Source organism: uncultured Marivirga sp., assembly GCF_963974845.1.
Lineage (GTDB): Bacteria > Bacteroidota > Bacteroidia > Cytophagales > Cyclobacteriaceae > Marivirga > Marivirga harenae.
Window position 1 is genome coordinate 457,813 of record NZ_CAXBEQ010000001.1, and the last position, 22,952, is coordinate 480,764.

General features: G+C 35.9%; 21 protein-coding genes. 7 read left to right on the forward strand and 14 right to left on the reverse strand.

The window, feature by feature from the left end; genetic code table 11:
- Positions 1-6 precede the first annotated feature (6 nt).
- The 4 genes from AAC601_RS02020 to AAC601_RS02035 form a co-directional block, all read right to left on the reverse strand.
- Complete coding sequence (locus tag AAC601_RS02020; protein WP_340152326.1) at positions 7-1,068, reverse strand: BF3164 family lipoprotein; 1,062 nt, start codon at positions 1,066-1,068, stop codon at positions 7-9.
- Between the two features lie 54 nt (positions 1,069-1,122).
- Positions 1,123-1,338 (reverse strand): hypothetical protein, encoded by a 216-nt coding sequence (locus AAC601_RS02025; RefSeq protein WP_340152327.1) that lies wholly within the window; start codon positions 1,336-1,338, stop codon positions 1,123-1,125.
- Positions 1,339-1,585: 247 nt separating this feature from the next.
- Positions 1,586-2,191 (reverse strand): hypothetical protein, encoded by a 606-nt coding sequence (locus AAC601_RS02030; protein WP_303267971.1) that lies wholly within the window; start codon positions 2,189-2,191, stop codon positions 1,586-1,588.
- A 315-nt stretch (positions 2,192-2,506) separates the two neighbouring features.
- Positions 2,507-3,688, reverse strand: coding sequence for a DUF1343 domain-containing protein (locus tag AAC601_RS02035; RefSeq protein ID WP_340152328.1), 1,182 nt, complete (start codon positions 3,686-3,688; stop codon positions 2,507-2,509).
- 22 nt (positions 3,689-3,710) lie between these two features.
- Between AAC601_RS02035 and AAC601_RS02040 the strand changes: the two genes are divergently transcribed.
- Both AAC601_RS02040 and dnaE read left to right on the forward strand, forming a co-directional pair.
- A complete protein-coding gene (locus AAC601_RS02040) occupies positions 3,711-4,928 on the forward strand; it encodes an FtsX-like permease family protein (RefSeq protein ID WP_303267972.1) in 1,218 nt (405 codons plus the stop codon).
- A 602-nt stretch (positions 4,929-5,530) separates the two neighbouring features.
- Positions 5,531-9,832, forward strand: a complete 4,302-nt coding sequence (gene dnaE / locus AAC601_RS02045; RefSeq protein WP_340152329.1) for a DNA polymerase III subunit alpha — start codon at positions 5,531-5,533, stop codon at positions 9,830-9,832.
- An 83-nt stretch (positions 9,833-9,915) separates the two neighbouring features.
- Here the strand turns inward: dnaE and AAC601_RS02050 are convergent, their stop codons facing one another.
- Positions 9,916-10,308: an Hsp20/alpha crystallin family protein gene (locus AAC601_RS02050; protein WP_340152330.1), complete on the reverse strand. Its 393-nt coding sequence runs from the start codon at positions 10,306-10,308 to the stop codon at positions 9,916-9,918.
- A 312-nt stretch (positions 10,309-10,620) separates the two neighbouring features.
- Here AAC601_RS02050 and AAC601_RS02055 point away from each other — a divergent pair, with 312 nt between their 5' ends.
- The 5 genes from AAC601_RS02055 to AAC601_RS02075 are packed head-to-tail and all read left to right on the forward strand — an operon-like array spanning position 10,621 to position 15,206.
- Entirely contained in the window at positions 10,621-11,310 is a 690-nt protein-coding gene (locus AAC601_RS02055) for a glycosyltransferase family 2 protein (protein ID WP_303267975.1), read from the forward strand.
- Positions 11,307-12,788 carry a cellulose synthase family protein gene (locus AAC601_RS02060; protein WP_340152331.1) on the forward strand — a complete coding sequence of 494 codons (1,482 nt, stop codon included), beginning with the start codon at positions 11,307-11,309 and terminating at the stop codon, positions 12,786-12,788. Before AAC601_RS02055 ends, AAC601_RS02060 begins: the two co-directional genes overlap by 4 nt.
- A 1-nt stretch (position 12,789) precedes the next feature.
- Positions 12,790-14,088 carry a hypothetical protein gene (locus AAC601_RS02065; protein ID WP_340152332.1) on the forward strand — a complete coding sequence of 433 codons (1,299 nt, stop codon included), beginning with the start codon at positions 12,790-12,792 and terminating at the stop codon, positions 14,086-14,088.
- Positions 14,089-14,104: 16 nt separating this feature from the next.
- Positions 14,105-14,590: a rhodanese-like domain-containing protein gene (locus tag AAC601_RS02070; RefSeq protein ID WP_340152333.1), complete on the forward strand. Its 486-nt coding sequence runs from the start codon at positions 14,105-14,107 to the stop codon at positions 14,588-14,590.
- Positions 14,583-15,206 (forward strand): TIGR04282 family arsenosugar biosynthesis glycosyltransferase, encoded by a 624-nt coding sequence (locus AAC601_RS02075; RefSeq protein WP_340152334.1) that lies wholly within the window; start codon positions 14,583-14,585, stop codon positions 15,204-15,206. Before AAC601_RS02070 ends, AAC601_RS02075 begins: the two co-directional genes overlap by 8 nt.
- Positions 15,207-15,317: 111 nt before the next feature.
- Here the strand turns inward: AAC601_RS02075 and tsf are convergent, their stop codons facing one another.
- From tsf to AAC601_RS02120, 9 genes are all read right to left on the reverse strand, one after another.
- Positions 15,318-16,148 (reverse strand): translation elongation factor Ts, encoded by an 831-nt coding sequence (tsf, locus tag AAC601_RS02080; protein ID WP_340152335.1) that lies wholly within the window; start codon positions 16,146-16,148, stop codon positions 15,318-15,320.
- Positions 16,149-16,267: 119 nt separating this feature from the next.
- Positions 16,268-17,062 (reverse strand): 30S ribosomal protein S2, encoded by a 795-nt coding sequence (rpsB, locus tag AAC601_RS02085; protein WP_303267981.1) that lies wholly within the window; start codon positions 17,060-17,062, stop codon positions 16,268-16,270.
- A gap of 30 nt (positions 17,063-17,092) precedes the next feature.
- Positions 17,093-17,479: a 30S ribosomal protein S9 gene (gene rpsI / locus AAC601_RS02090; protein WP_303267982.1), complete on the reverse strand. Its 387-nt coding sequence runs from the start codon at positions 17,477-17,479 to the stop codon at positions 17,093-17,095.
- Between the two features lie 11 nt (positions 17,480-17,490).
- Positions 17,491-17,934 (reverse strand): 50S ribosomal protein L13, encoded by a 444-nt coding sequence (gene rplM / locus AAC601_RS02095; protein ID WP_303267983.1) that lies wholly within the window; start codon positions 17,932-17,934, stop codon positions 17,491-17,493.
- Between the two features lie 211 nt (positions 17,935-18,145).
- Positions 18,146-18,859 (reverse strand): RNA pseudouridine synthase, encoded by a 714-nt coding sequence (locus AAC601_RS02100; protein WP_303267984.1) that lies wholly within the window; start codon positions 18,857-18,859, stop codon positions 18,146-18,148.
- Between the two features lie 30 nt (positions 18,860-18,889).
- On the reverse strand, positions 18,890-19,975 hold the full coding sequence (locus AAC601_RS02105) for an ATP-binding protein (protein WP_340152336.1): 1,086 nt from the start codon (positions 19,973-19,975) through the stop codon (positions 18,890-18,892).
- 9 nt (positions 19,976-19,984) lie between these two features.
- Complete coding sequence (locus AAC601_RS02110; RefSeq protein WP_303267986.1) at positions 19,985-20,674, reverse strand: response regulator transcription factor; 690 nt, start codon at positions 20,672-20,674, stop codon at positions 19,985-19,987.
- Positions 20,675-20,787: 113 nt separating this feature from the next.
- The gene (locus AAC601_RS02115) at positions 20,788-21,822 is read right to left on the reverse strand and encodes an aminopeptidase (RefSeq protein ID WP_340152337.1); all 1,035 of its coding nucleotides are present in this window, start codon (positions 21,820-21,822) and stop codon (positions 20,788-20,790) included.
- A complete protein-coding gene (locus tag AAC601_RS02120; RefSeq protein ID WP_340152338.1) occupies positions 21,819-22,952 on the reverse strand; it encodes a hypothetical protein in 1,134 nt (377 codons plus the stop codon). The genes AAC601_RS02115 and AAC601_RS02120 overlap by 4 nt, the downstream gene beginning before the upstream one ends.

The following is a 22,952-nucleotide window of genomic DNA, read 5'->3' on the forward strand; positions in this document are numbered from 1 at the left end:
CTTTAATCACATGCTGAAAACTGCTATTCCAGGATTTTTATCCGTAGTAACGCCATAAATTTTGGATTCTTTTTCATCAATATGGATGTTTTGTATCGAAGTATCCAATTTATAGGAGGCAATCAATTTACCCTTGTATGAAAATTTATAGATAATCTTAGCTATGTCAGAGTGAAACTGATTTACATTTATTGAAGTTTCTCCAGAATAAAGCCCGTAGATATAGTTTTCACTGAGGAAGGCATCAAAATAACAATAAACATCGGTTTCTCTATCTGTAAGTGCCATTGGGTATCCCGCAGAATAGTCCACCGTAAATTCAGGGATGATATTTTCCGGCCCTCGAATAGATAAAATGCTTGAGTCTTTTAAATCAAGGACTTCAATCATATCTCTATTTATGCAAGCTAAAGCAAATTTATCCTGACTAGGATTTGAATATAATTTCCCCTGATGTACAGAGGCAATTACATTTTTAGGAATATCTTCGGATTTTTCAACGTAGCCATCCCAAGTATTAAATCCGGCAATCTCTCTGCCCATCGTAGAAAATTCTGCAAATTGATAAGAACCATCAGCTTTTATCCCAACAAATGAATTTCTGTAAGTAGGGGCAAATTGGACAGCTAACACATCATCTGAAGTCTGTTTATAGGTTTTTGTGATTTTGCCTTCATTTAAATCATAAAGCGTTGAAATCTTTGTCTCAGGGCAATAAATCCAAAATTCATTTTCTTCCGAGGCCGGATATAAATTCCAAATTTTATAAAATTCACCGGGACCTTGACCTTCTTTGCCAAATTTATGATCAAAAGTCATGTCTTCGGCATTAATAACACTTATTAAAGTATCTCCTGCCAGTTCTGTTACTACTATTTTGGAGTTTACTTTTGTGATGCTGTGAGGTACTTGGATTTGATTATATACAAATTTTTCGCTCTTTAAGGTCTTGTATTGTATATTATTGTTCCGGAATTTACTGATTTGATAATTTTGATCTAAGCTTTTCTTTTGACAGGAAGCAGTAAGAAAGATAGTTATTACTGAAAAGATTGCAGTTCTAAGCATGAGTAATTTAGTTTATAAAAAAACTGCAGTGTAAATTCACACTGCAGGACTAATTCATTGGCAGTATGGTCCGCCTGAATACCATTTAGCACCAAGAAATACCATTCCATTAGGATGCCAACATACATTCCCAAAATTATCACAACAAATGCCACCATAATCATTTGGGTCTAGCGTTTTGTCTTCATTTTGAGAAAATAAATAACTACTGGAAAATAAACCTGCAACTAATAATATAGCAGTTGCGATTTGTTTTTTGAACATTTTCATAATTTAAATTTTAAATAAAACAAAAAATTTAAATCAAAGTGGAAGTAGAATTGGGACACAGACCTTTGGCCGGAAGGATTAAGTGCAATACGCTTCATAGGTTTGGTTAAAATATTCACTAGTAAAATATTTAATCAAAGTTATCACTTTGATTAATTGAATAGTTCAAAACTATCAAAAAATAAATATATTGCAAAAAAAAATAGAATTAATTATAATTGTGAGCTCACTTATAATTTAATAAATCTCAAGGCTGAAAAATAGCTGGAATTACATCTTTTATATCCTTTGAATGCATTGCATATTGAACATAATCTGGTAAGTCCTTCAATGGCAACATCAACAAACCTACTTTTTCGCTTTCAGCATACTCATGATAGTCAGCAACAGAGTGAAGGTGTAGCTTAATAAATCCCAGAGGTTCAAAAAATCTTTTTGTCAAACTGACCAATTTTTGTTCTTTTAATCGGTTATTTTTACTCAAGGCATAGGGTGAAATAATGGTAGCGGGAATTGTGGTTTTAGGCAAAAAGGGTCTAACTATTTTAAAAGAATTCTCGAAGTTTTCATGTCCTGTAAACTTGATTAAGGCTTGTTCTATGATAGGGTAGTCTCTGTGGTAAAATAATACGGGTCTATCAAATTTGGCCAGGCTCTTCAAGAAGTTACCTAAATCTATTTTGAAATCGGGTTCCTTTAATTTTGATAGCGGTAAAACTAATTGTTTACGATCTTCATGCTTTGCTAAGCAACTAGTACATATTCCATTTTTACAGCTGTAAAATGACTTAGCTGGAATCCAGTCGTTCGCTTGAATGTTTCCAGTCTGATGAGGTGTTATTTTCGCTTCCATCTTCCCAATTGTTTTTCACAAAATTCGCACAATTGTATGGATTCCGTACTGAGATTAATAAGGAGCTAATATGATTTAAGTCAGGGTTTTGGTATAGATTCTAGATACTGGAACCTAGAATCAAGATATAATGATTGTTGTTAGCTTTCATGAAAACACTTTTGATTTCCTGTTTTAAGGATTCTTTTGGAAGGAAGTGATGCTTGGTGTCGATGGATAAACAGCAAAGGTTAGTACTATTTGGGGATTCACCCAACACCCCCTTCACCTTGCATCCCTCATTATCTAATTCCTCCTTTTTTGATATGAAGTGGTCTAATACATCAAATATTTCGCCCTCATCTCCTTATATTCTTCCAAACCAGCCTGCCAGCTCATTTTGATTTCTTCCTCGGAAAATCCTGCTTCAATCTGATGGCGTAAAGATTCCGTTCCTGCTAATTTGGTCAAGAAATTGTTGAAGTATTTATCCTTTTCAGGAAATGCACTATATAGTTCAATTAAGTATTTCAAAGAAATTCCTTCCTCAAAATCTTTGATTCCGAGATCAATTCCGTAACATTTCTGATCTTCAAATGGAGGGTGAACGCTGCTTCCCGGCATGCTTACAGGCGTGAAAGTATGCTCAAAATCATTTAATGTAGGATGCCCAATTTGCTGGAACGGCTTTTCAGTTCCTCTTCCCACACTAATTACTGTTCCTTCAAAAAGGCAAAGTGAAGGATAGATCGCAATGCTTAAATCATTGGGAAGGTTAGGCGATGGTTTGATAGGGAGTGAATAAGAATCATTGTGCTTGTAGTTTTTATTTTTGATGATTTTCAATTTGCATTGCAATTCATTTTTGAGCCATTTTTCACCATTGATCATTTGTGCCAGCTCTCCTACAGTTAAACCATGTAAAATTGGAATTGGGTGCATGCCTACAAATGATTGATGTTCCATTTCCAAAATGGGGCCGTCCACATGCATGCCGTTGGGATTGGGTCTATCCAAAATCAATAATGGGATATCATTTTCAGCACAAGCTTCCATCACGTAGTGCATTGTGCTGATGTAAGTATAAAATCTAGCACCCACATCTTGAATATCAAAAATGATAACATCTAAATCTTGTAATTGCTCATTAGTAGGTTTTTTGTTGGCCCCGTAAAGAGAGATGATGGGGAGCCCAGTTTTTTCATCCATTCCAGATTTCACGCTTGCCCCTGCATCTGCTTCCCCACGAAAACCATGTTCTGGAGCAAAAACTGTTTTGATCTTAATCCCATGTGATCTCAAGGTATCAACCAAATGGGTTTTACCAATTGTTGAGGTTTGATTAACCACCATGCCTACTGATTTCCCTTTCAAATATGTTAGATATTCTGTTGTTTGATAAGCAGCTGGAATTGGCGATTTTTGCTGTGCTACGCAAGCATTTGCCAAAATCGTAAAAAATAGACCGCAAAGCGGAATGAGTTTGCCAATGAAATTGTAATTTGCAGTTTGAATCATAAATCAAAAATAAAGTTAATTCTTGAATCTACCTGATTTTATAGCGAAACGTACAATTAATTCTAAAACTGGTCAATTTTCCAGCAGTATTTATAAGATTGCAATCAGTAGCATAGCTATTGGATTGGCAATCATGCTGGTTGCATTGCTTATTTTAGGAGGGTTTCAGAAGACCATAAAGGATAAGGTTTTCAGTTTTGCAGGACAAATGCAAGTCACAAAATATACGCTTAGTAATTCCTTTGATGAGTCGCCTATTTCAATGGAAACTGAATTTTTTCAACATCATAATGAATTCGATTTCATTGAGCATGTACAGGCAGTTGCGTATAAAGCAGGTTTATTGAAGACAGAAGAAGCAGTTGAAGGCGTAGTACTCAAAGGAATTGGGTTGGATTATGATACGACAAACTTTGATTCAAATCTAATTCAGGGTCGCTTTCCCAATGTGGCAGTCGATAATTATAGCACTGAAGTAATCATTAGTAAAGAAATTGCTCAATTATTAAGAATTGAATTGGGCGAAAAAGTGATCATGTATTTTGTACAAAACCCACCGCGCTACAGGCAATTAGAAATTGTGGGTATTTATGAAACAGGGCTGGAAGATTTTGACGAAAAAATTATTATTGGTGATATTAAGATGATTCAGAGATTGAATGATTGGGGTTCAGACCAAGTGGGAAGTTATGAAGTCTATATTAATGACAAACTGGATGAAGAGGCAGCTGAATCTATTGTGTTTGATAAGATTGAAGCCGATCAATTTGTAAACCTAACAAGTAAAAAATATCCACAGTATTTTGAATGGTTAGAATTGTTAAATCAAAATGTCCGTTTGTTTTTGGCTTTGATTCTGTTTGTGGCTTGTTTTAATATGGTTGCAGTCATTTTTATTCTAACCATGGAAAGAACACCTATGATTGGGATGTTAAAATCTATGGGTGCAAAGAATAAACTAATAAGAAATATCTTTTTAATGAGTGGTTTACGCTTGACCTTTAAGGGCTTGTTGTATGGTAATCTTGTGGCGATAGGGTTTGCTGCCTTGCAATACTACTTTCAAATCATCCCACTAGATCAAGAAAATTATTATATGAGTTTTGTGCCTATCCTGTGGGATTTCAAAATGATTTTAAGCTTGAATTTGTTGGTACTGGTAGTGGTCTTGATCTCACTTTTTCTTCCTGTTTGGTTTATAGCCCGTATGAAACCAATTAAAGCCATTCGGTTTGATTAATACATGTGACTTAACTATTCATTAAACATATTTTACCTCAAAAGTGACAAAAGAAAACAAAAGTTTCAGCCAGACTGAATAGCGGATTTTAAACGATTACTTATGACCGTTTTGACAAATCAATTGGCCAGTATGGTTTTAACTAAAATTGCTTTAGCAAATTTTTCTTTATGCTTTTGTCGCTTTTGTGGTTTACTAAAAATGCTGGCGGTATTAAAATTCCGTTTGGGATTTGATGTAACGATAGTTCGCTAGCAGAGGGAGAGGGCTTTATGTTCTGTGGTTTGAAGATTAAAACCGTCTAATCGGTAATAACAATTTCATGGAATATCCTTCAGACCGAAACCGCTGACCATTTGCTATTTAAATGTTTTATTGGTAAAACCCTCTGAACGTAGCTAACTGCGCACTTCCTCCTTCCTACTTTCAACTTTACAATCCGCTAAAATAAAACCTAAGTATCTAGTCACATCCAGACCTATTCACTTAGTCACCAAAGCACTTCATCACTTAAAAACTTTTTCCAAATTTTGTCTTTCCATTCTTCCTGCCTTTCACTAATTTCAAACTCTGAAATTGACCATCCTCTCAGCAATAGTTTTATGTACTTAATTTACGATACCGAGACCACCGGATTACCAAAAAATTATAATGCACCCTTAAGTGATGCAGACAATTGGCCTCGCTGCGTCCAGATTGCATGGCAATTACACGGAGCCAACGGTGAGCTTTTAGATGCTCAAAATCATATCATTCAACCAGAAGGGTACGACATTCCTTATAATGCGGAGAAAGTACATGGCATTTCTACAGAGAGAGCTCAAAAAGAAGGTAAGCCGCTCGTTGAAGTTTTAGAAGCTTTCAAAACTGTTTTAGAGAAAACGGATGTTGTGGTTGGTCATAATATCAGCTTTGACGTTTCCATAATGGGAGCAGAAATGCTGAGAAAAGAGCTTTCAGTTGAGGTCTTGACTGAAAAACCCATCATCGATACTAAAGATGAAGGGACTGATTTCTGTAAGATTCCTGGCGGTCGAGGTGGAAGGTATAAATGGCCAACCTTGACCGAATTGCACAAGAAGCTTTTTGGTCAAGATTTTGCCGATGCGCACGATGCTGCTTATGATGTAGATGCCACCGCTAAGTGTTTCTTTGGATTGATCTCGGAAAATGTAGTCAAGCCTTTGGGCGATACTTCGATTGAAGCCATTCAATATGAGCCCCCAAAACTGGATGTTGCAAATTTTGCAAGCAGTTCAAAGTCAGAAGAAAAGGCAGCGGCAGATGCTTTAAAGCAAGCTAAAAATGCTGATATATCAGAATTGTCTGATACTTCATTTGTTCACCTTCATTGCCATACACAGTTTTCAATTCTGCAGTCCACCACAGAAATTCCATCAATGGTCAATAAGGCTAAGGAATTGGGGATGCCAGCTATCGCTATGACAGACCATGGCAATATGATGGGTGCTTATAATTTCGTAAGAGATGCAAATAAAGCAGGGGTGAAGCCAATTGTAGGCTGTGAGTATTTTTTAACGCAGGATAGAAACAATAAAAAGAACAAGGATGACGGGTTCCAGACCGTACTTTTGGCGAAAAATAAAGCTGGCTACCATAACTTAGCCAAGCTTTCATCCATCGCTTTTGTGGAGGGATTTTATTATGTACCGAGGATTGATAGAGAAGCTTTAGTACAATACAAAGAAAATATTATCGCCACTACTGGTGGATTATGGGGAGAAGTTCCTTTCTTAATATTAAATGCGGGAGAAAGCCAAGCTGAAGAAGCATTTTTATGGTGGAAGGAACAGTTTGGAGATGATTTTTATATAGAGTTAAATCAGCATGGAGTTCCTGAGGAACAAAAGGTAAATGAAGTTTTATTAAAATTTGCTGAAAAGCATAATGTAAAATATTTTGCAGCAAATAATACCTATTACACCAACAAGGAGGATGCCGAAGCTCAGGATATTTTACTTTGTGTAAAAGACGGAGAAACCACTGGTGAGCAAGGGAAGCCGAAGAAATATGTAGGGAAAAGAGGGAGAGAATATCGTTTTGGTTTGCCAAATGATGAATTCTATATCAAATCTCCTGATGAAATGAAGAAGCTTTTTGCTGCCTATCCTGAAGCCATTACTTGTACAGCAGAAATTGCAGAGAAAATTGAAGGTTTTGAACTAGCAAGGGATGTACTCCTACCAAAATATGATATCCCCCAAGAATTTATAGATCCAAAAGATGCAGAGGATGGAGGTAATAGAGGAGAAAATGCCTATTTGAAACATATTACCTTTGAAGGTGCCAAAAAGCGTTATCCTGAAATTACCTCTGAAATTCAAGAGAGGCTAGATTTCGAATTAGAAACCATCGAAAGAACTGGTTATCCGGGATACTTCTTAATTGTACAAGATTTCACCACTGCGGCTAGAGAAATGGGCGTTTCTGTAGGACCGGGTAGGGGTTCAGCTGCTGGCTCAGCTGTGGCCTATTGCACAGGAATCACCAACATTGATCCAGTTAAATACGATCTGCTTTTTGAGCGTTTTTTGAATCCAGATAGGGTTTCCTTGCCTGATATTGATATTGACTTTGATGATCACGGACGGCAAAAAGTTATAGATTATGTAATTGAGAAATATGGAGCTAATCAAGTGGCTCAGATCACCACATATGGTACAATGGCCGCTAAATCTGCAATTCGAGATACAGCCAGAGTTATGGAATTGCCTTTAATGGATGCTGATAGAATAGCCAAATTAGTTCCTGATATCAAATTAAAAGCACTTTTCGATTTAGCTCCTGATAAAAAGAAATTGTCAGCCAAGTTGAAAAATAATGGAGAAGCTATTAGTAAGGCCGAAGAATTATTGAATTTGGCTAAAGCGAATGATGCCTCTGCGAAAGTAATCAATCAAGCTAGGGTTTTGGAAGGCTCCGTTAGAAACACGGGTATTCATGCCTGTGGGGTTATAATCACACCTGATGATATTACCAAATTTGTTCCAGTTGCCTTGGCAAAAGATTCGGATATGTACTGCACGCAATTTGATAATGCGGTGGTGGAAAATGCAGGCCTTCTGAAGATGGATTTCTTAGGCTTGAAAACCCTTACGCTAATCAAAGATGCGGTAAGAATTGTAGAGGAAAGACATGGAGTTAAGCTTGATCCAGATGAATTTCCGATAGATGATGAAAAAACTTATGAATTATTCCAAAAAGGTGAAACGGTTGGTATTTTCCAATACGAATCACCTGGAATGCAGAAATATTTAAGAGAATTAAAGCCGACTGAATTTTCGGATTTAATTGCTATGAATGCTCTCTATCGCCCGGGACCACTAGAGTATATTCCAAATTTCGTAAAACGTAAAAATGGTTTAGAAGAAATCAGCTACGATCTTGATGAGATGGAAGAATACCTTAAGGAAACTTATGGTATTACCGTTTATCAAGAGCAAGTAATGCTTTTATCGCAGAAACTGGCAGGCTTTACGAAAGGTGAGGCCGATGTTTTACGTAAGGCAATGGGTAAGAAGATTTTTGCTTTGCTGGAAGAATTAAAGCCCAAATTTATTAATCAGGGTGCTGAAAAAGGTCATCCAAAAGATGTGTTGGAGAAGATTTGGAAAGATTGGGAGGCTTTTGCTGCTTACGCCTTTAATAAATCACACTCTACGTGCTATGCTTGGGTAGCTTATCAAACAGCGTATTTGAAAGCACACTATCCAGCTGAATACATGGCTTCTGTATTGAGCAATAATATGGGGCAAATCACGGATGTCACTTTCTTTATGGAAGAATGTAAACGTGCAGGGATAGAAGTTTTGGGGCCAGATGTGAATGAATCTAATCCCGGATTTACAGTAAATGAGAACGGTCAAATTCGATTTGGTTTGGCCGCTATAAAAGGAGCTGGTTCAGCCGCTGTGGAAAGCATAATTGAAGAACGAAAGTCAAGCGGGCAATACAAAGACATCTTTGATTTTGCAGAGCGAATTCCATTGAAAAGTGTCAATAAAAAGACATTTGAATCATTGGCTATGGCTGGAGGATTTGATTGCTTTAAGGAGTATCATAGAAAGCAATTCTTGACTTCTGATAACGGAGAAGGGACTTTGATTGAAAAAATCATTAAATACGCTCAAAAATTGCAGCATGAAAAGGACAGCGCACAGACCTCTTTGTTTGGTGGAGAGGGCGGAGTAGCTATTCCACCACCAAGAGTTGCGGAAATGGAACCCTATTCGGAATTAGAGAAGCTTAATATTGAAAAGGAAGTAGTTGGGCTTTTTATTTCAGGTCATCCTTTAGACGAATATCGCTTTGAAATGGAAAGCTTCTGCAATACTCAAGTTTCTGAATTAAACGATTTGGATAGTTTAGCTTCTAAAAATGAAGTGAAAGTAGGGGGTATAGTTACTTCAATAGCGCATAGGCAAACCAAAACAGGTAAACCTTTTGGTACTTTAACCCTTGAAGATTACGGTGGGTCATTCACTTTTTTCATGTTTGGTGATGATTACCTAGCCAATAAGCAATTTTATGAAAACGGTTGGTTTATCTTTATTTCAGGAAGAGTTGGGAAGAAGCCATGGGGTGATCAAGCCTTAGAGTTTAAAATAAGTAAGGTGGAATTACTTTCTGAACTTCGAGATAAACGGACGAAGAGCTTAGCTATCATGCTCGATTTAAATGCTATTACGGAAGATTTAATTGTCGAACTTGATAATTTATGTCAGACTTTTAGGGGAGAATGTGAAGTGAAATTGGAGCTTCAAGATAAAGTTAATGGCTATAAAGTGGAGACCAAATCGAGAAAGTATAAAGTAAATCCTAGTAATGAATTGATCGAAGGTTTAAACAGAATACCTGATTTGAGTTATCGGATATTGACGTAAAATAAAAAATCCTCTTCGGATTCAGGAAGAGGATTCTGTGTATTCAAGGAATTCAATGCAGATAAGTTCATCTACACGCAAGTTTATATTTGTTTGATATTAATTTCTTTTTTACTGCTGGTATTATTTGTTCCCATAGGAACAGATATTTCTAACTTATTTTCATGATAAACAGCATCTACATTACTTGTATCTGCAAATAAAGGCAAATCTACTTTTCTGAAGAAAAGTGGAATCATAACGCCATGGTTCTCTGATGGATGATTCAATGTAGCAAATACTTGCAATGAGTTTTGGTCTGAAATTATCTTTAACTGTTCCGCCTCTATTCCTGGTGCATTAACAACTATTAAAAATCCGTCATTATGCTGTTCTAGCTTAAATTCAATTTGTACCACGCCCCCAGCAATAGTATTTAATTGATCACCCTGAAGTAATAAGCCTCTTAATACGTCTTTATTTTCAAGTAAGTTCATGTGTATATAACTGTTTTAAAGTTGCCACATGCAATAGTCAAGGTTCGAAGGCCTAGTTTACCAATATTCAATGACCTATTATATTCATCTCGGTTGGTATATAGGGCTTATGACTATTTCATGATTTTGACTTTTAATATTTGATGTATGTACATCAAAACCTGTTCCAAAAGAAAAGGTTTAGCTGGATAAGTCATAATGACACTAATCAGAATGTGTAGCTGCCTTTTTTTCATGTTTATAACTTAATTATGTCCATCATGAGACAATTAAAAAGAAGTGTTTTTGTACTTTTGCAGTCTGATTAAGCAGATGGATTCAAGAATAGTAGTAATAATACCCGCATTTAATGAAGAAAATGCTGTTGGAAAGGTCGTAAAAGCCATTCCTAAGGATTGGGTGGAGGAAATTGTGGTGGTCAATAATAATTCTACAGACCGAACACGGCAAGCAGCAGAAAGGGAAGGAGCTTTGGTTTTAGATCAGCCAATTAAGGGCTATGGTAATGCATGTTTAAAAGGAATAGAATTTGTAAAGGCTAAAAAGGAAAAGGTTGATATTGTAGTATTCTTGGATGCCGATTATTCCGATTACCCAGAGCAGCTACCAGATGTAGTAAATCCTATTTTAGACGATGGAGTGGATTTAGTTATTGGTTCAAGAGCTTTAGGTCAGAGAGAAGGAGGAAGTATGACGTTTCCTCAGGTATTTGGAAACTGGTTGGCTACTAGGTTGATAAAACTTTTTTATGGCTATAAATTCACTGATTTAGGTCCTTTTAGGGCCATTCGATGGGAGCGATTGATGGAATTAGAGATGAAGGATAAAACCTTTGGCTGGACGGTCGAAATGCAAGTGAAAGCGGCCAAATTGAAAATGAAATGTACTGAAGTGCCCATGGCCTATAGGAACCGAATTGGAAAATCTAAGGTTTCAGGCACAGTGTACGGAACCATTATGGCTGGATACAAGATTTTATATACGATTTTTAAATATTTATGAGCATGACTTGGGAGTGGATTATAATCGTACTATATGGGCTTAGCTTACTGTTTATATTTTTCTTTAGTTTGGGACAATTACACTTGACTTATCACTATATAAAAGCCAAGAAGAAGCTTAAAGGTCAAGTGGTGAAAACGCCTGTAATGGAAGAGGAATATCCTCAAGTTTGTGTCCAACTACCTGTTTTCAATGAAAAATATGTTGTGAATAGATTAGTGGATGCGGTTTGCAATCTTGATTATCCAGACCATAAATTAGAAATTCAGCTATTGGATGACTCTACAGATGAAACTACTGAAATGCTGGAAGCAAAAGTGAAGCATTGGCAATCATTAGGGAAAAATATTCTCCTTATAAGGAGACCAGAAAGAGTAGATTTCAAAGCCGGTGCTTTGCAATATGGGATGGACTTGACGGATGCAGAATTTATTGCAATTTTCGATGCTGATTTTATACCTCAGAGTCATTTTTTGAAGGCCACTATCCCACATTTTCAAAATGAAAAAATTGGTGTTGTTCAAACTCGATGGGGACATGTTAATAAAGACTATTCACTACTTACACGCTTGCAAGCGTTTGGTTTGGATGCCCATTTCACTATTGAGCAAGTAGGAAGAAACAAAGCTGGCTCTTTCATTAATTTTAACGGAACTGGTGGCGTATGGCGTAAAGAAACGATAAGAGATGCTGGTGGATGGTCTGCAGATACTTTAACGGAAGACCTGGATCTAAGCTACAGATCGCAACTTAAGGGCTGGGAATTTCTCTACAGAGAAGATGTGGAATCTCCAGCGGAATTACCGATTATAATGCCTGCGATTAAGTCTCAGCAATTTAGATGGAATAAAGGGGGTGCGGAAACTGCTAGAAAGAATTTTATTAAAGTACTAAAAGCACCATTGGGATTTTCTAATAAATTGCATGCATTTTTTCACTTGTTCAATAGCTCAATTTTTATTGCGATTTTGATAACTGCGCTACTAAGTGTTCCTATGCTTTGGATAAAGAGCATTCACCCTGAATTAGCACTTTTGTTTCAAGTTGGGAGTGTGTTTTTATTAGGTTTTTTCTCTATAGCCATTTTCTATTGGGTAGCAAATAAGCATTTAATGAAAGGGAAAAAACACATTAAATACTTCCTTAAAACCTTCCCGCTGTTTATTACAGTATCCATGGGCTTGTCATTGCATAATGCACTCGCGGTTGCGGAAGGATTACTTGGTTTTAAATCTGCCTTCATCCGAACACCAAAATTTAACATTTCAGATAAAAATAAAAGCTGGAAGGACAATCAGTATATAAAGTTACAATTCAGTTGGTTGAGTGTAATCGAGATATTGTTGGCTGGATATTTTGCTTTTGCGATCTTTCTTGGAATTCAATTGGGCGACTACGGCTTGATTATTTTCCATTTAATGTTGATGCTGGGGTTTTTAATGATATTTTACCATTCGGTGAAACCACAAATCAAGTAAGTTGAAATATTTTGAAAAGTATATAGGATTGCTGTTGATGTGCACTTTGCTTATCAGCACCAGTTACTTTACTTTCCGATATGAAAACATTCTTTTGATTGCACAATACACAGCACTTTTCGTCTTGTATTTGTTTTTAGCATATCAAAAAGATAGATTTTCCTTGAAAGAAATTATTGCTTTCGGAATTCTTTTTAGGTTACTATTGCTTCTACTAATCCCAAATCTGTCTGATGATGTCTATCGATTTCTGTGGGATGGAAAATTATGGTGGGAGGGAGTTGATGCTTATGCTTATTTACCTAGAGGAATAGTCCAAGACAATATCTTAAGTTCAGAGTTGTTTGCTCAATTAAATTCCCCCAATTATTATAGTATTTATCCGCCTTTGAATCAGTTGATTTTTTCAGTTGCGGGGCTGTTTGAAAATATTTCAATGGGAATTATTGTGATAAGGATATTTATAATTCTTGCTGAAATTGGTACACTGTTCTTGCTTCCAAAAGTCTTAAGACAATATGGAAAAGATTCCAAACTCTTGCTTATATATGCTTTTAATCCACTAGTCATATTAGAATTAAGTGGAAATCTCCATTTTGAGGCTTTTGTTGTTTTCTTTTTAATTTGGGCCATTTTTGAATTCGAAAAGCAGAATCACAACAAGAGTGCGGTGTCTCTGGGATTAGCCATCAGTTTTAAATTGTTACCCTTAATTTTATTGGCTGGCTTTTTTAAGAAGCTAGATATGAAAAGTTATTTAAAGTTCATTGTGGTAGCTATAGCAATTGCTATCATGAGTTTTCTTCCATTTTTATTTTCTGATGCTCTCCAGGGGATTATAAAAAGCAGTTCTTTATATTTTCAAAACTTCGAATTTAATGCTAGCCTGTATTACTTAATTCGTGAAATCGGCTTTGCTGTCAAAGGCTATAATATTATTGCCACTTCAGGACCGTGGATGGGAATTTTGTCTTTTGCGGCAATGATAATATTCAACTTATTGGCATCTCCAAAAATTAAATTGTCCGAAAGGATGTTATGGACTTACATTATCTATTTTCTGTTGGCTACCACAGTTCACCCATGGTACGTTTTGCCTATTTTAGTATTGGGAATCATCAGTGGATATAGGTTTCCAATACTATGGTCATTTACCATATTTTTAACCTATTGGGGATACAGTGTAAGTGGTTATGAGGAGAATTTGGGAATAGTGGCATTTGAATACATCTCATTGCTGGTCTTTATCGTAATTGAATTGCCTGGAAAGAATAAAAATCGTAAACTTTATTATGCTTAAAATCTGGATCAACATCATGTTAATATCATTTTTACAGTCTTTAGTGGCTTGTGGTCAGCAGACGTACGACCAAAAGTTGCAATCTCTTTATAAAAAAACAGTGCCACTTATTCAGCCTAAAGCTGTAGATAAGAAATTGAATAAAAATGAAGTATTCATATTGGACACACGTTCAGCAAAAGAATATAGCGTTAGTCACTTGCCCAATGCCCAATTTATTGATTATGATAGATTTGATATTTCCCAAGTTGAAGATATCCCGAAAGATAAAGAAGTAATTGTTTACTGCTCAGTAGGGTATAGATCCGAAAAAATAGGGGAGAAACTAAAAGAAGCAGGCTTTCAAAATGTAAGCAATATGTATGGTGGCATCTTTCAGTGGAAAAATGAGGACCTGAATGTAGTGAATCAGCAAGGGGAAATTACCGATAGTGTGCATACCTACAATAAGCGTTGGGGCAAATGGTTAGAAGAAGGTAAAGGGATAAAGATTTATGAATAAAAAAAGACTACTGATTATCTTCGTAAAAAACCCTGAATTGGGAAAATGCAAAACCCGATTGGCGGCCACAATAGGAGATAAAAAAGCATTAAATTTCTATCGGAATATGCTTCATCGAACCAAACAGGTGACTGAAAAGGTGGATGGTAATAAAGCGATTTATTATTCTTCCTTTCTAGATTTTGATGATTTGTGGTCTAATGAGCCGCCTTTCTACAAGGCCCTTCAAAAGCAAAATCCAGATTTAGGAATAAAGATGAAGTCTGCCTTTGAGGAGGCTTTTCAGAATGGGTATGAATCAGTATGCATTATCGGAAGCGATTGCTGGGCTTTAGATGATAAAGTGATTGAACAAGCATTTAAGGCGTTGGAAAGTAAAGACGCAGTATTAGGACCAAGTAATGACGGAGGCTATTATTTATTAGGAATGAATCAGCTGCATTCAGAAGTTTTTTCCGATAAGGAATGGAGTACAGAAACTGTAGCGCCTAGCACTATAAAAGACTTCAAGAAAATAGGTTTAAAATATGTTCTGCTGCAAGAGTTGACTGATATTGATAATGAGGAGGATTTGAGGACTATTCCTAAAGCACAGATTGAACGATTATTGAAATAATTCGAAATCTTCTGCTATTACATAACTCTTGAAGCAAAAAAAGCCTTTGGATTTATATCCAAAGGCTTTGTCGATTATCTTGAATCTTAAATCTAGATTCTAGAAATTACTTTATCCAATCGCTACTCTTTTGAATTCAGTAACAGTCATTCCTTTATTTACTGAATCTAAGTATTGAGCAATTGAAGTTTTATTATCTTTTACGAAAGCTTGTGGTAATAAAGTATTCTCTTTAAAGAATTTATTCAATTTACCAGTAGCAATTTTTTCCAGCATTTCCTCTGGCTTACCTTCCTGACGAGCAGTTTCTTTTCCTATTTCGATTTCCTTTTCGATAGTAGTTGCATCTACACCGTCTTTGTCAACTGCAACAGGATTCATTGCAGCAATTTGCATAGCAACATCTCTTCCTGCATCAGTTACGTCAACACCATCAGTATTTTTCAATGCAACCAATACGCCTAATTTAGCACCAGCATGAACATATGAAACTACTTTCTCCCCAGTTAGGGTCTCGTAATGACTGATTTCGATTTTCTCACCGATTTTACCCACCATTTCAATAACTTTCTCACCAATAGTAATGTCTTGGTAAGGGATTGCTTTTAAAGCATCCATATCTGCTGGTTTTTCAGTAGCAACTTTCTCTATAATTTCTTGTCCAAATTTTTGGAAGTCCTCATTTTTTGAAACGAAGTCAGTTTCACAAGTTAAAGAAATCAAGAAAGCTTGAGTTTGGTCATCATTAGTTTTGATGAATACATTTCCTTCAGTCGTTTCTCTGTCAGCTCTTTTTTCAGATAATTTCTGACCTTTTTTTCTTAAAAACTCAATGGCTTTGTCAAAATCACCATCAGCCTCAGTCAATGCCTTTTTGCAATCCATCATGCCGGCACCTGTTATTTCTCTAAGCTTTTTTACTTCTTGTGCTGTAATAGCCATGCTTATTTGATTTTAGATTTAATGTTAAATATGTAGAATAGGTTAGAATAAAAAAATGAACACCGAATCTAGTCCGATGTTCAATTTATTGATTTATTCAATATTGTTCATTAGAAGGTTTATTCAGCAGATTTTTCTGAAGTCTCTTTTTTCGGAGCATCTTCTTTAGTATCAACTGCTTTTTTCTCTTCCTCTGCTTGTTTCATTTTAGCATCATCTTTCTCTTGCTTTCTTTCCATTAAGCCTTCTTCTATAGCTTTACCGAAAGATTTCAAGATTAAGCTGATTGATTTCCAAGCATCATCATTAGCTGGAATTGGATAATCAACTTGAGTAGGATCAGAATTAGTATCCACCATTGCAAAAACAGGGATATTTAATTTCTGAGCTTCTTTAATTGCAATGTGCTCTCTTTTAATATCGATAACAAATAGCGCGGATGGAATTCTGTTTAAGTCAGCAATACCACCTAATACTCTCTCCATCTTTTCTTTTTCACGCTGAATCATTAATCTTTCTCTTTTTGCAAGATTAAGATATGATTCTTCTTTTTGCATTTTATCGATGTTAGCCAATTTCTTCAATGACTTTCTGATAGTTGCAAAGTTGGTCATCATACCACCTTGCCACCTATCCACAACATAAGGCATGTTCAATCTTTTTGCCTCTTCCATCACGATGTCCTGAGCTTGTTTTTTTGTTGCAACAAAAAGAACTTTTTTACCAGAACGAACGTGGTTTTTGATGGCATGACATGCTTCGTCCAAAGCAGCCAATGTTTTATTCAAGTCGATAATGTGGATGCCATTACGCTCCATGAAAATGTAAGGAGCCATTTTTGGATCCCACTTTCTTGTTAAGTGTCCGAAATGGACACCAGCTTCAAGTAAGTCGTTGTACTCAAGCTTAGCCATAAGTTTTTATATTTATATTGTTTGTAAAAATTAACGTTTAGAGAACTGGAATGCTCTTCTCGCTTTTCTTCTTCCGTATTTCTTACGTTCAACCATTCTCGGGTCTCTAGTAAGGAAGCCTTCTGCTTTCAATGCTGGCCTGTGTTCTGGGTCAAGCTCACAAAGTGCACGAGAGATTGCCAATCGTACTGCTTCTGCTTGTCCTGCAACACCACCACCATCAACATTTACCTTAAGGTCGAAAGAACCTTCAGTTTTTGTTGTGGCAAATGGTTGATTAACGATTGCTTGAAGAATTTCAGTTGGGAAATAATCCTTAACGTCTTTTGTATTAACGGTAATAGCACCTTTGCCCGACTGCATGTACAATCTAGCAACAGATGTTTTTCTTCTACCAATGGTGTTTATAATTTCCATCTATTGATTTTTTAGATTTCTTTAACTTTAGGTTTTTGAGCTTCGTGTCCATGTTCAGCACCTTCATACACATAAAGATTTCTAAACAATTCTCTACCCAATCTATTTTTCGGCAACATACCTCTTACAGCTCTTTCTACTAATAAAGTAGAAGATTTTGCTTTCAACTGACGAGGAGTGATTTCACGCTGACCACCAGGGTATCCTGTGTAAGTCTGATACGTTCTATCATCCCACTTTTTGCCGGTCATAATGATTTTGTCTGTATTGATAACAATCACGTTATCACCACAATCAACATTAGGCGTAAAACTTGGTTTATTTTTACCACGAAGAATTTTGGCTACATCGCTGGCAAATCTACCTAATACTTTTCCTGCAGCATCTACTACAACCCAGTCTTTTTCAACTGTGGCTTTGTTTGCCGAGATGGTTTTGTAACTAAGCGTATCCACTATTTTTTCTTTTTGTTAGTTCTTAACTCCTTATTAATTAGCTTTTTACAGATAGTAAACATTTATGATCGGGCGAACTATCCGCTAAAAGGGACACAAAGATAGATGCTTATTAATTGAAAAACAACATCCTACGAAAAAAATCGCAATGAATTACTCTTTGAAGGTGAGGATATTATTTATTTTACCTTAATAATGGTGATTATTTATATCACCTGTTTTTTTCTAATTGTTTTAATGCTACTTCTATATCTTTAGGATAGGGGGCGTCTGCACTTATGACTTTACCCTTTACATCAGTTAAGCTTATGTTTAATGCATGTAGAGCAAATCTTTTGATAATGGGTTGTTCTTCATCTCCTTTTCCAGCATTAAAGCTTTTTTTTATGGAAGAAAGAAAGAGTGCCTGCCCCCCATAGGTTTCGTCTCCAGTTATGGAGGCATTTAAAGATGCTAAATGAACCCTAATTTGATGCATCCTACCGGTTTCAGGTTTACAAGCAATGAGAGAATGCTTCTTAAATGTTTTTATGGTGTTGAATTTAGTTGAAGCATTCTTGCCTTTTCTGTGAGAGATTTTCACATATCCTGAAGCTGTAGTATGCAATGGCAAATTAACTTCTACCTCCTGAAATTGATGAAGGCCATCTACTATAGCATGATAGGTTTTGTCAACTTGTCTATGTTCAAATTGGATCGAGGCATTTCTGTAGGCTTCTGGATTTTTTGCCACCAACAAGACGCCAGATGTTTCCTTGTCCAATCTGTGGCAGATCTGATAATCATCATTGTATTTTTTGACTAATGACAATATGGTCACAGTATCGTTCCTGTCTGCCAATGTAGAAACAAAGGGCGGTTTATTGATAAAAATATAGTCGTCTGACTCTTTTATAATCAGAGGGTTTAATGCTTTGTAATACATTGTAAATTTTATATTGCCACAAAGATAACTTTATTCTGTCTCAGAATCATCTTCCAATACGGAAACTAATGGTTCAGGGGTCTTTTTTACAGGAAGTTTGAAGCTAAATAAGGAGCCTTTTCCCACAGTACTTGTAACAGAAACAGATGAGCCATGAGCCTCAATGATGTGCTTTACAATAGCTAAGCCTAAGCCAGTGCCACCCCTTTCTTTTGACCTGCTTTTATCAATCCGGTAGAACCTTTCAAATATTCTTTTAATGTGCTCTGGGGATATTCCAGCACCATGGTCTTGTATGGCTATCGTTACATCTTTTTCAGTTATTTCAAAACCAACTGCAATTTCGGTGTTTTCATCGGAATATTTGATGGCATTGGAGATCAAATTGACAATTACTTGATAAATCCGCTGGTAATCTGCAATGACATTAATTGGAGGTTCGTATGGCTTATCAAATTGTAAATCCATATTTTTTTTATCAACTTTTCCATCAAATTGATCAAATACATCTTCCACCAAAGCCAATAAATCAATTTCTTCAAAATGCATCTTAATTTCACCTGCTTCTATATGAGAAAGTGTTAGCAGGTCATTTACCAACATCTCTAAGCCATCTAAGCTCTTAGCAGCTTTTTTTAGAAACTTACCCCTTACTTTCTTGTCTTTAACAGCGCCATCGAGAAGAGTGTAAACAAACCCTTGCGCTGCAAAAATTGGGGTTTTTAATTCGTGGGAAACGTCAGCCAAAAATTCTCGCCTATAGGTCGCCATTCTCTTCAACTCATCAATTTCTTGCTGTTTGTTAGCAGCATAGCTGAAAATTTCCTGATTAATTTTTCTTAAAGGATTGAATGATTTCTGGGTTTCAATATCATTCACAAAGGAGTAATCTTTTTCACCTAATTTATTAAACACTTCATATAACTTATTGATTTCCTTGAAAAAAAGAAATTCCAATACTATGCTTATAAGTAAGTATGACGAAGAGGAGGCCAAAATAAATGTCAAGATGAGGGCTGTAGTACTTATTCCTTCCAACAAGCTTAGGAAAGCAGTTGTTACAATGCCAATTGATAGCGCTAATAAAATGGAAACCCCTCTGGAATTAAAAAGCATATAGCAAATTTATTCCATATCAAACTTATAACCAACTCCCTTCACAGTGGAAATATAACCATCCCCAACTTTTTCTCTGACTTTACGCACGTGAACATCAACCGTTCTGGCCAAAACATAAACGTCAGAACCCCAAATATTTTGCAATAAATCATCTCTATTGAATACTTTATTAGGGTTTTGGGCCAAAAAGTATAATAGTTCAAATTCTTTTTTCGGTAAGGATACTTGTTTGCCATCCACAGTAACCGTATAGCTCGTACGATCTATCATTAAATTACCAATGGTGATTTTATTACTGTCTTTTTGTTTTTTGACATCACGCCTAAAATATGCGTTTATCCGGCTCATCAATGCACGTGGCTTAATGGGCTTTGTAATGTAATCATCTGCACCATTTTCAAAGGCAGCCACTTCCGAATACTCTTCCGACCTTGCCGTCAAGAAAATAATAAATGCATTGGCTGCCTCTGGAGTTTCTCTGAGTTGACGGCAAGTTTCTACTCCATCTTGGTTGGGCATCATAATGTCCAATAAAATCAATTGGGGTTGGAATTTTTGAGCTTTTTCAACTGCCGTTTTTCCATCCTGAGCCGTTTTTACTTCATAGCCTTCCTTGGTGAGGTTATACTCCAATAACTCAAGAATGTCTGATTCATCATCAACGACAAGCACTTTATGGCTTTGCTTGTTTCCCATGGTTAGTTGCTTTTTTTATTTTAGGCTAAATTCGATAAAAATATTTATAAATTAAGCGATTAAAATGGTAATAACAATTTCTTAATATCTAATTAAACTTAAGGATACATTCTTTATAAAGAATTGAAGTTTTCTTGATAAAAATTCAACATCTTTAAAATATCACCATTGAATTGTACTTTTAATTCTTGTTCTAATAACTGCTGATGACCGGAATAACGTCTGAATGAGAGAAGGTAGGCATTATTAATCTCAATCTGGCTGCTCGGAAACTCAGCGTATTTTGAACTTTTAAATCTTTCTTGGCTTAGTTCCTTTCTAAACTTTTCAAAAAAGTAATATTTCTGGTTTTCTTTTTCCGTAGTACTAAAACCATCAATTCTTTCATACATACTATCGAATTTCGGCAAATATTCCCTTACAAATTGATTCAAATGATGTCTGTCCTGCAGCTGAGCTAAATAGGATTCATACGCAGGCTTAAACTTTATCTTCTGGTGTTCAAAGAACATTTTGGTGAATTCTTGCCCGAAAAAAGAGGCTAGGTTTTCATTGAAATCAACACTGTCTTTAATGAATATTTTGTCGTGCGTTAATTCATGAAAAATCAATTCTGCTAGTCTGCCGGTGTCGTAGGTTAGGACATTGCTTAATAAAGGGTCATTTAACCAGCCTAAGGTTGACCAGGCACTGGCGGTGCGCAATCTAACATCGTAGCCCTGGGTCTTCATTTCTTGCTCTAATCTTAATGCCTCCTTCTCAATAAAGAATCCTTTATAAGCCACTTTCCCTAAAATCGGAAATTTCCATTCATAGCTTTCCAGTTGATAAGGATAAGCCGCAGTGACAACCCACATTAATTCTTTTCCTTGCTGGTCAAACATTTTTTGGTACTGTCCTTCCGATTCAAATCCTAATTCAGTTTGTGCAAAAAATTTGACTTCTTGTACTAATCTGATTTTTTGTTTTAAGGAATCAGGATAATTAGAACTTCCTAAATAAAATTCTAGAGGCTTAGCTTTATACATGATAGTAAATTGGCCTTTCCCTTGTTGCCAGCCATACCGAATTAAGTCCCATTTTACCACAATAATAATCAAGACTATTGAACAGGCGAGCAATAATATTTTCCTGAAAATGGATTTCATCTATTCTTTTTATTGATGGGTATAGTTTTGAAAATATTGAAGTAAATGGCGTGAGAGAATTCAATTGAACGATTGTTAAAGTCCCAGTACGGTTCAAATCTTAGTAGGAGGGTAGAGGACTCGCCAATATTAAATTCGTTCATTAGCCTTAGAATTAAAAGTTTTCTTTCGTCTTCAAAAAATCTTGAGTTAGGATCTGTGGTGTAGGACTGATATAGTCTTCCCCCTTTGTAGGAATAGAAATGATCTCCTTGCCAATAGCTAAGCATGAAGTCTCCAACGGATGTTTCCAAGGTTCCATTAAGATAATAACCGTAACCTTGAGTATATGGTAAACGAAACTGAGGACTATTGTCGATATAATGTAAAAAATAGCCTTCCCATTTATGGCCGTGAACAAAGCCATTCTTAGTCTTGCTTTCGAATGATAAGCCAATTGCATTATTAAATCGAGTAATTAAGGGCTGGCCTCTTAGAGCATCAATCTGACCAGCCTTATGATAGCCTCTAAATTGATAATGGAGTGAGGCCGTATTACCATTTTCCTTAAATAGATCATATTGACTTACCAAGCCCCCAGAAACTTCCTCTTTAAAAGGAGAATCCTGATAAATCATTTTCTCCCAATTGATCCAGGCATCAAAAAAGATTCTTTCTGTATTGTATAAGTATTGCAAACCGTTTTCAGGTGCATCTACTAAAAGCCTTTCAAAATCTTCAAGCGGTTCCAACATTCTGTGATGAATTGAACCATTGTAATTTCCAAAAATTAATTGACTGTGGTTCCAATTATATAAAATACTGAAATAAGGGATAGAATAGGTCAAATTGTTATTCCCAAAGTCTTTTTGGAGAAATACACCAGCTTGTATATTCACTTGTTCATTTAGTTGATAGCCGATACTTGGAATAAAACGAGTACCAAATAATGTATATCCTTTTACAATTCTATTGAAATATTCATTATTCTTATTGAATGACAAAACCCTTAATGAAAAGCTGAATGGATCTTCAATCGTACTGTCTTTTTTTATCCTTTGCTCAAAGCCTGTATTATCCAATTGAGCCATCAACGGATTAACACTAAAGCCTAAAATGATGATGAAAACACTAATAAATTTATTACTCAT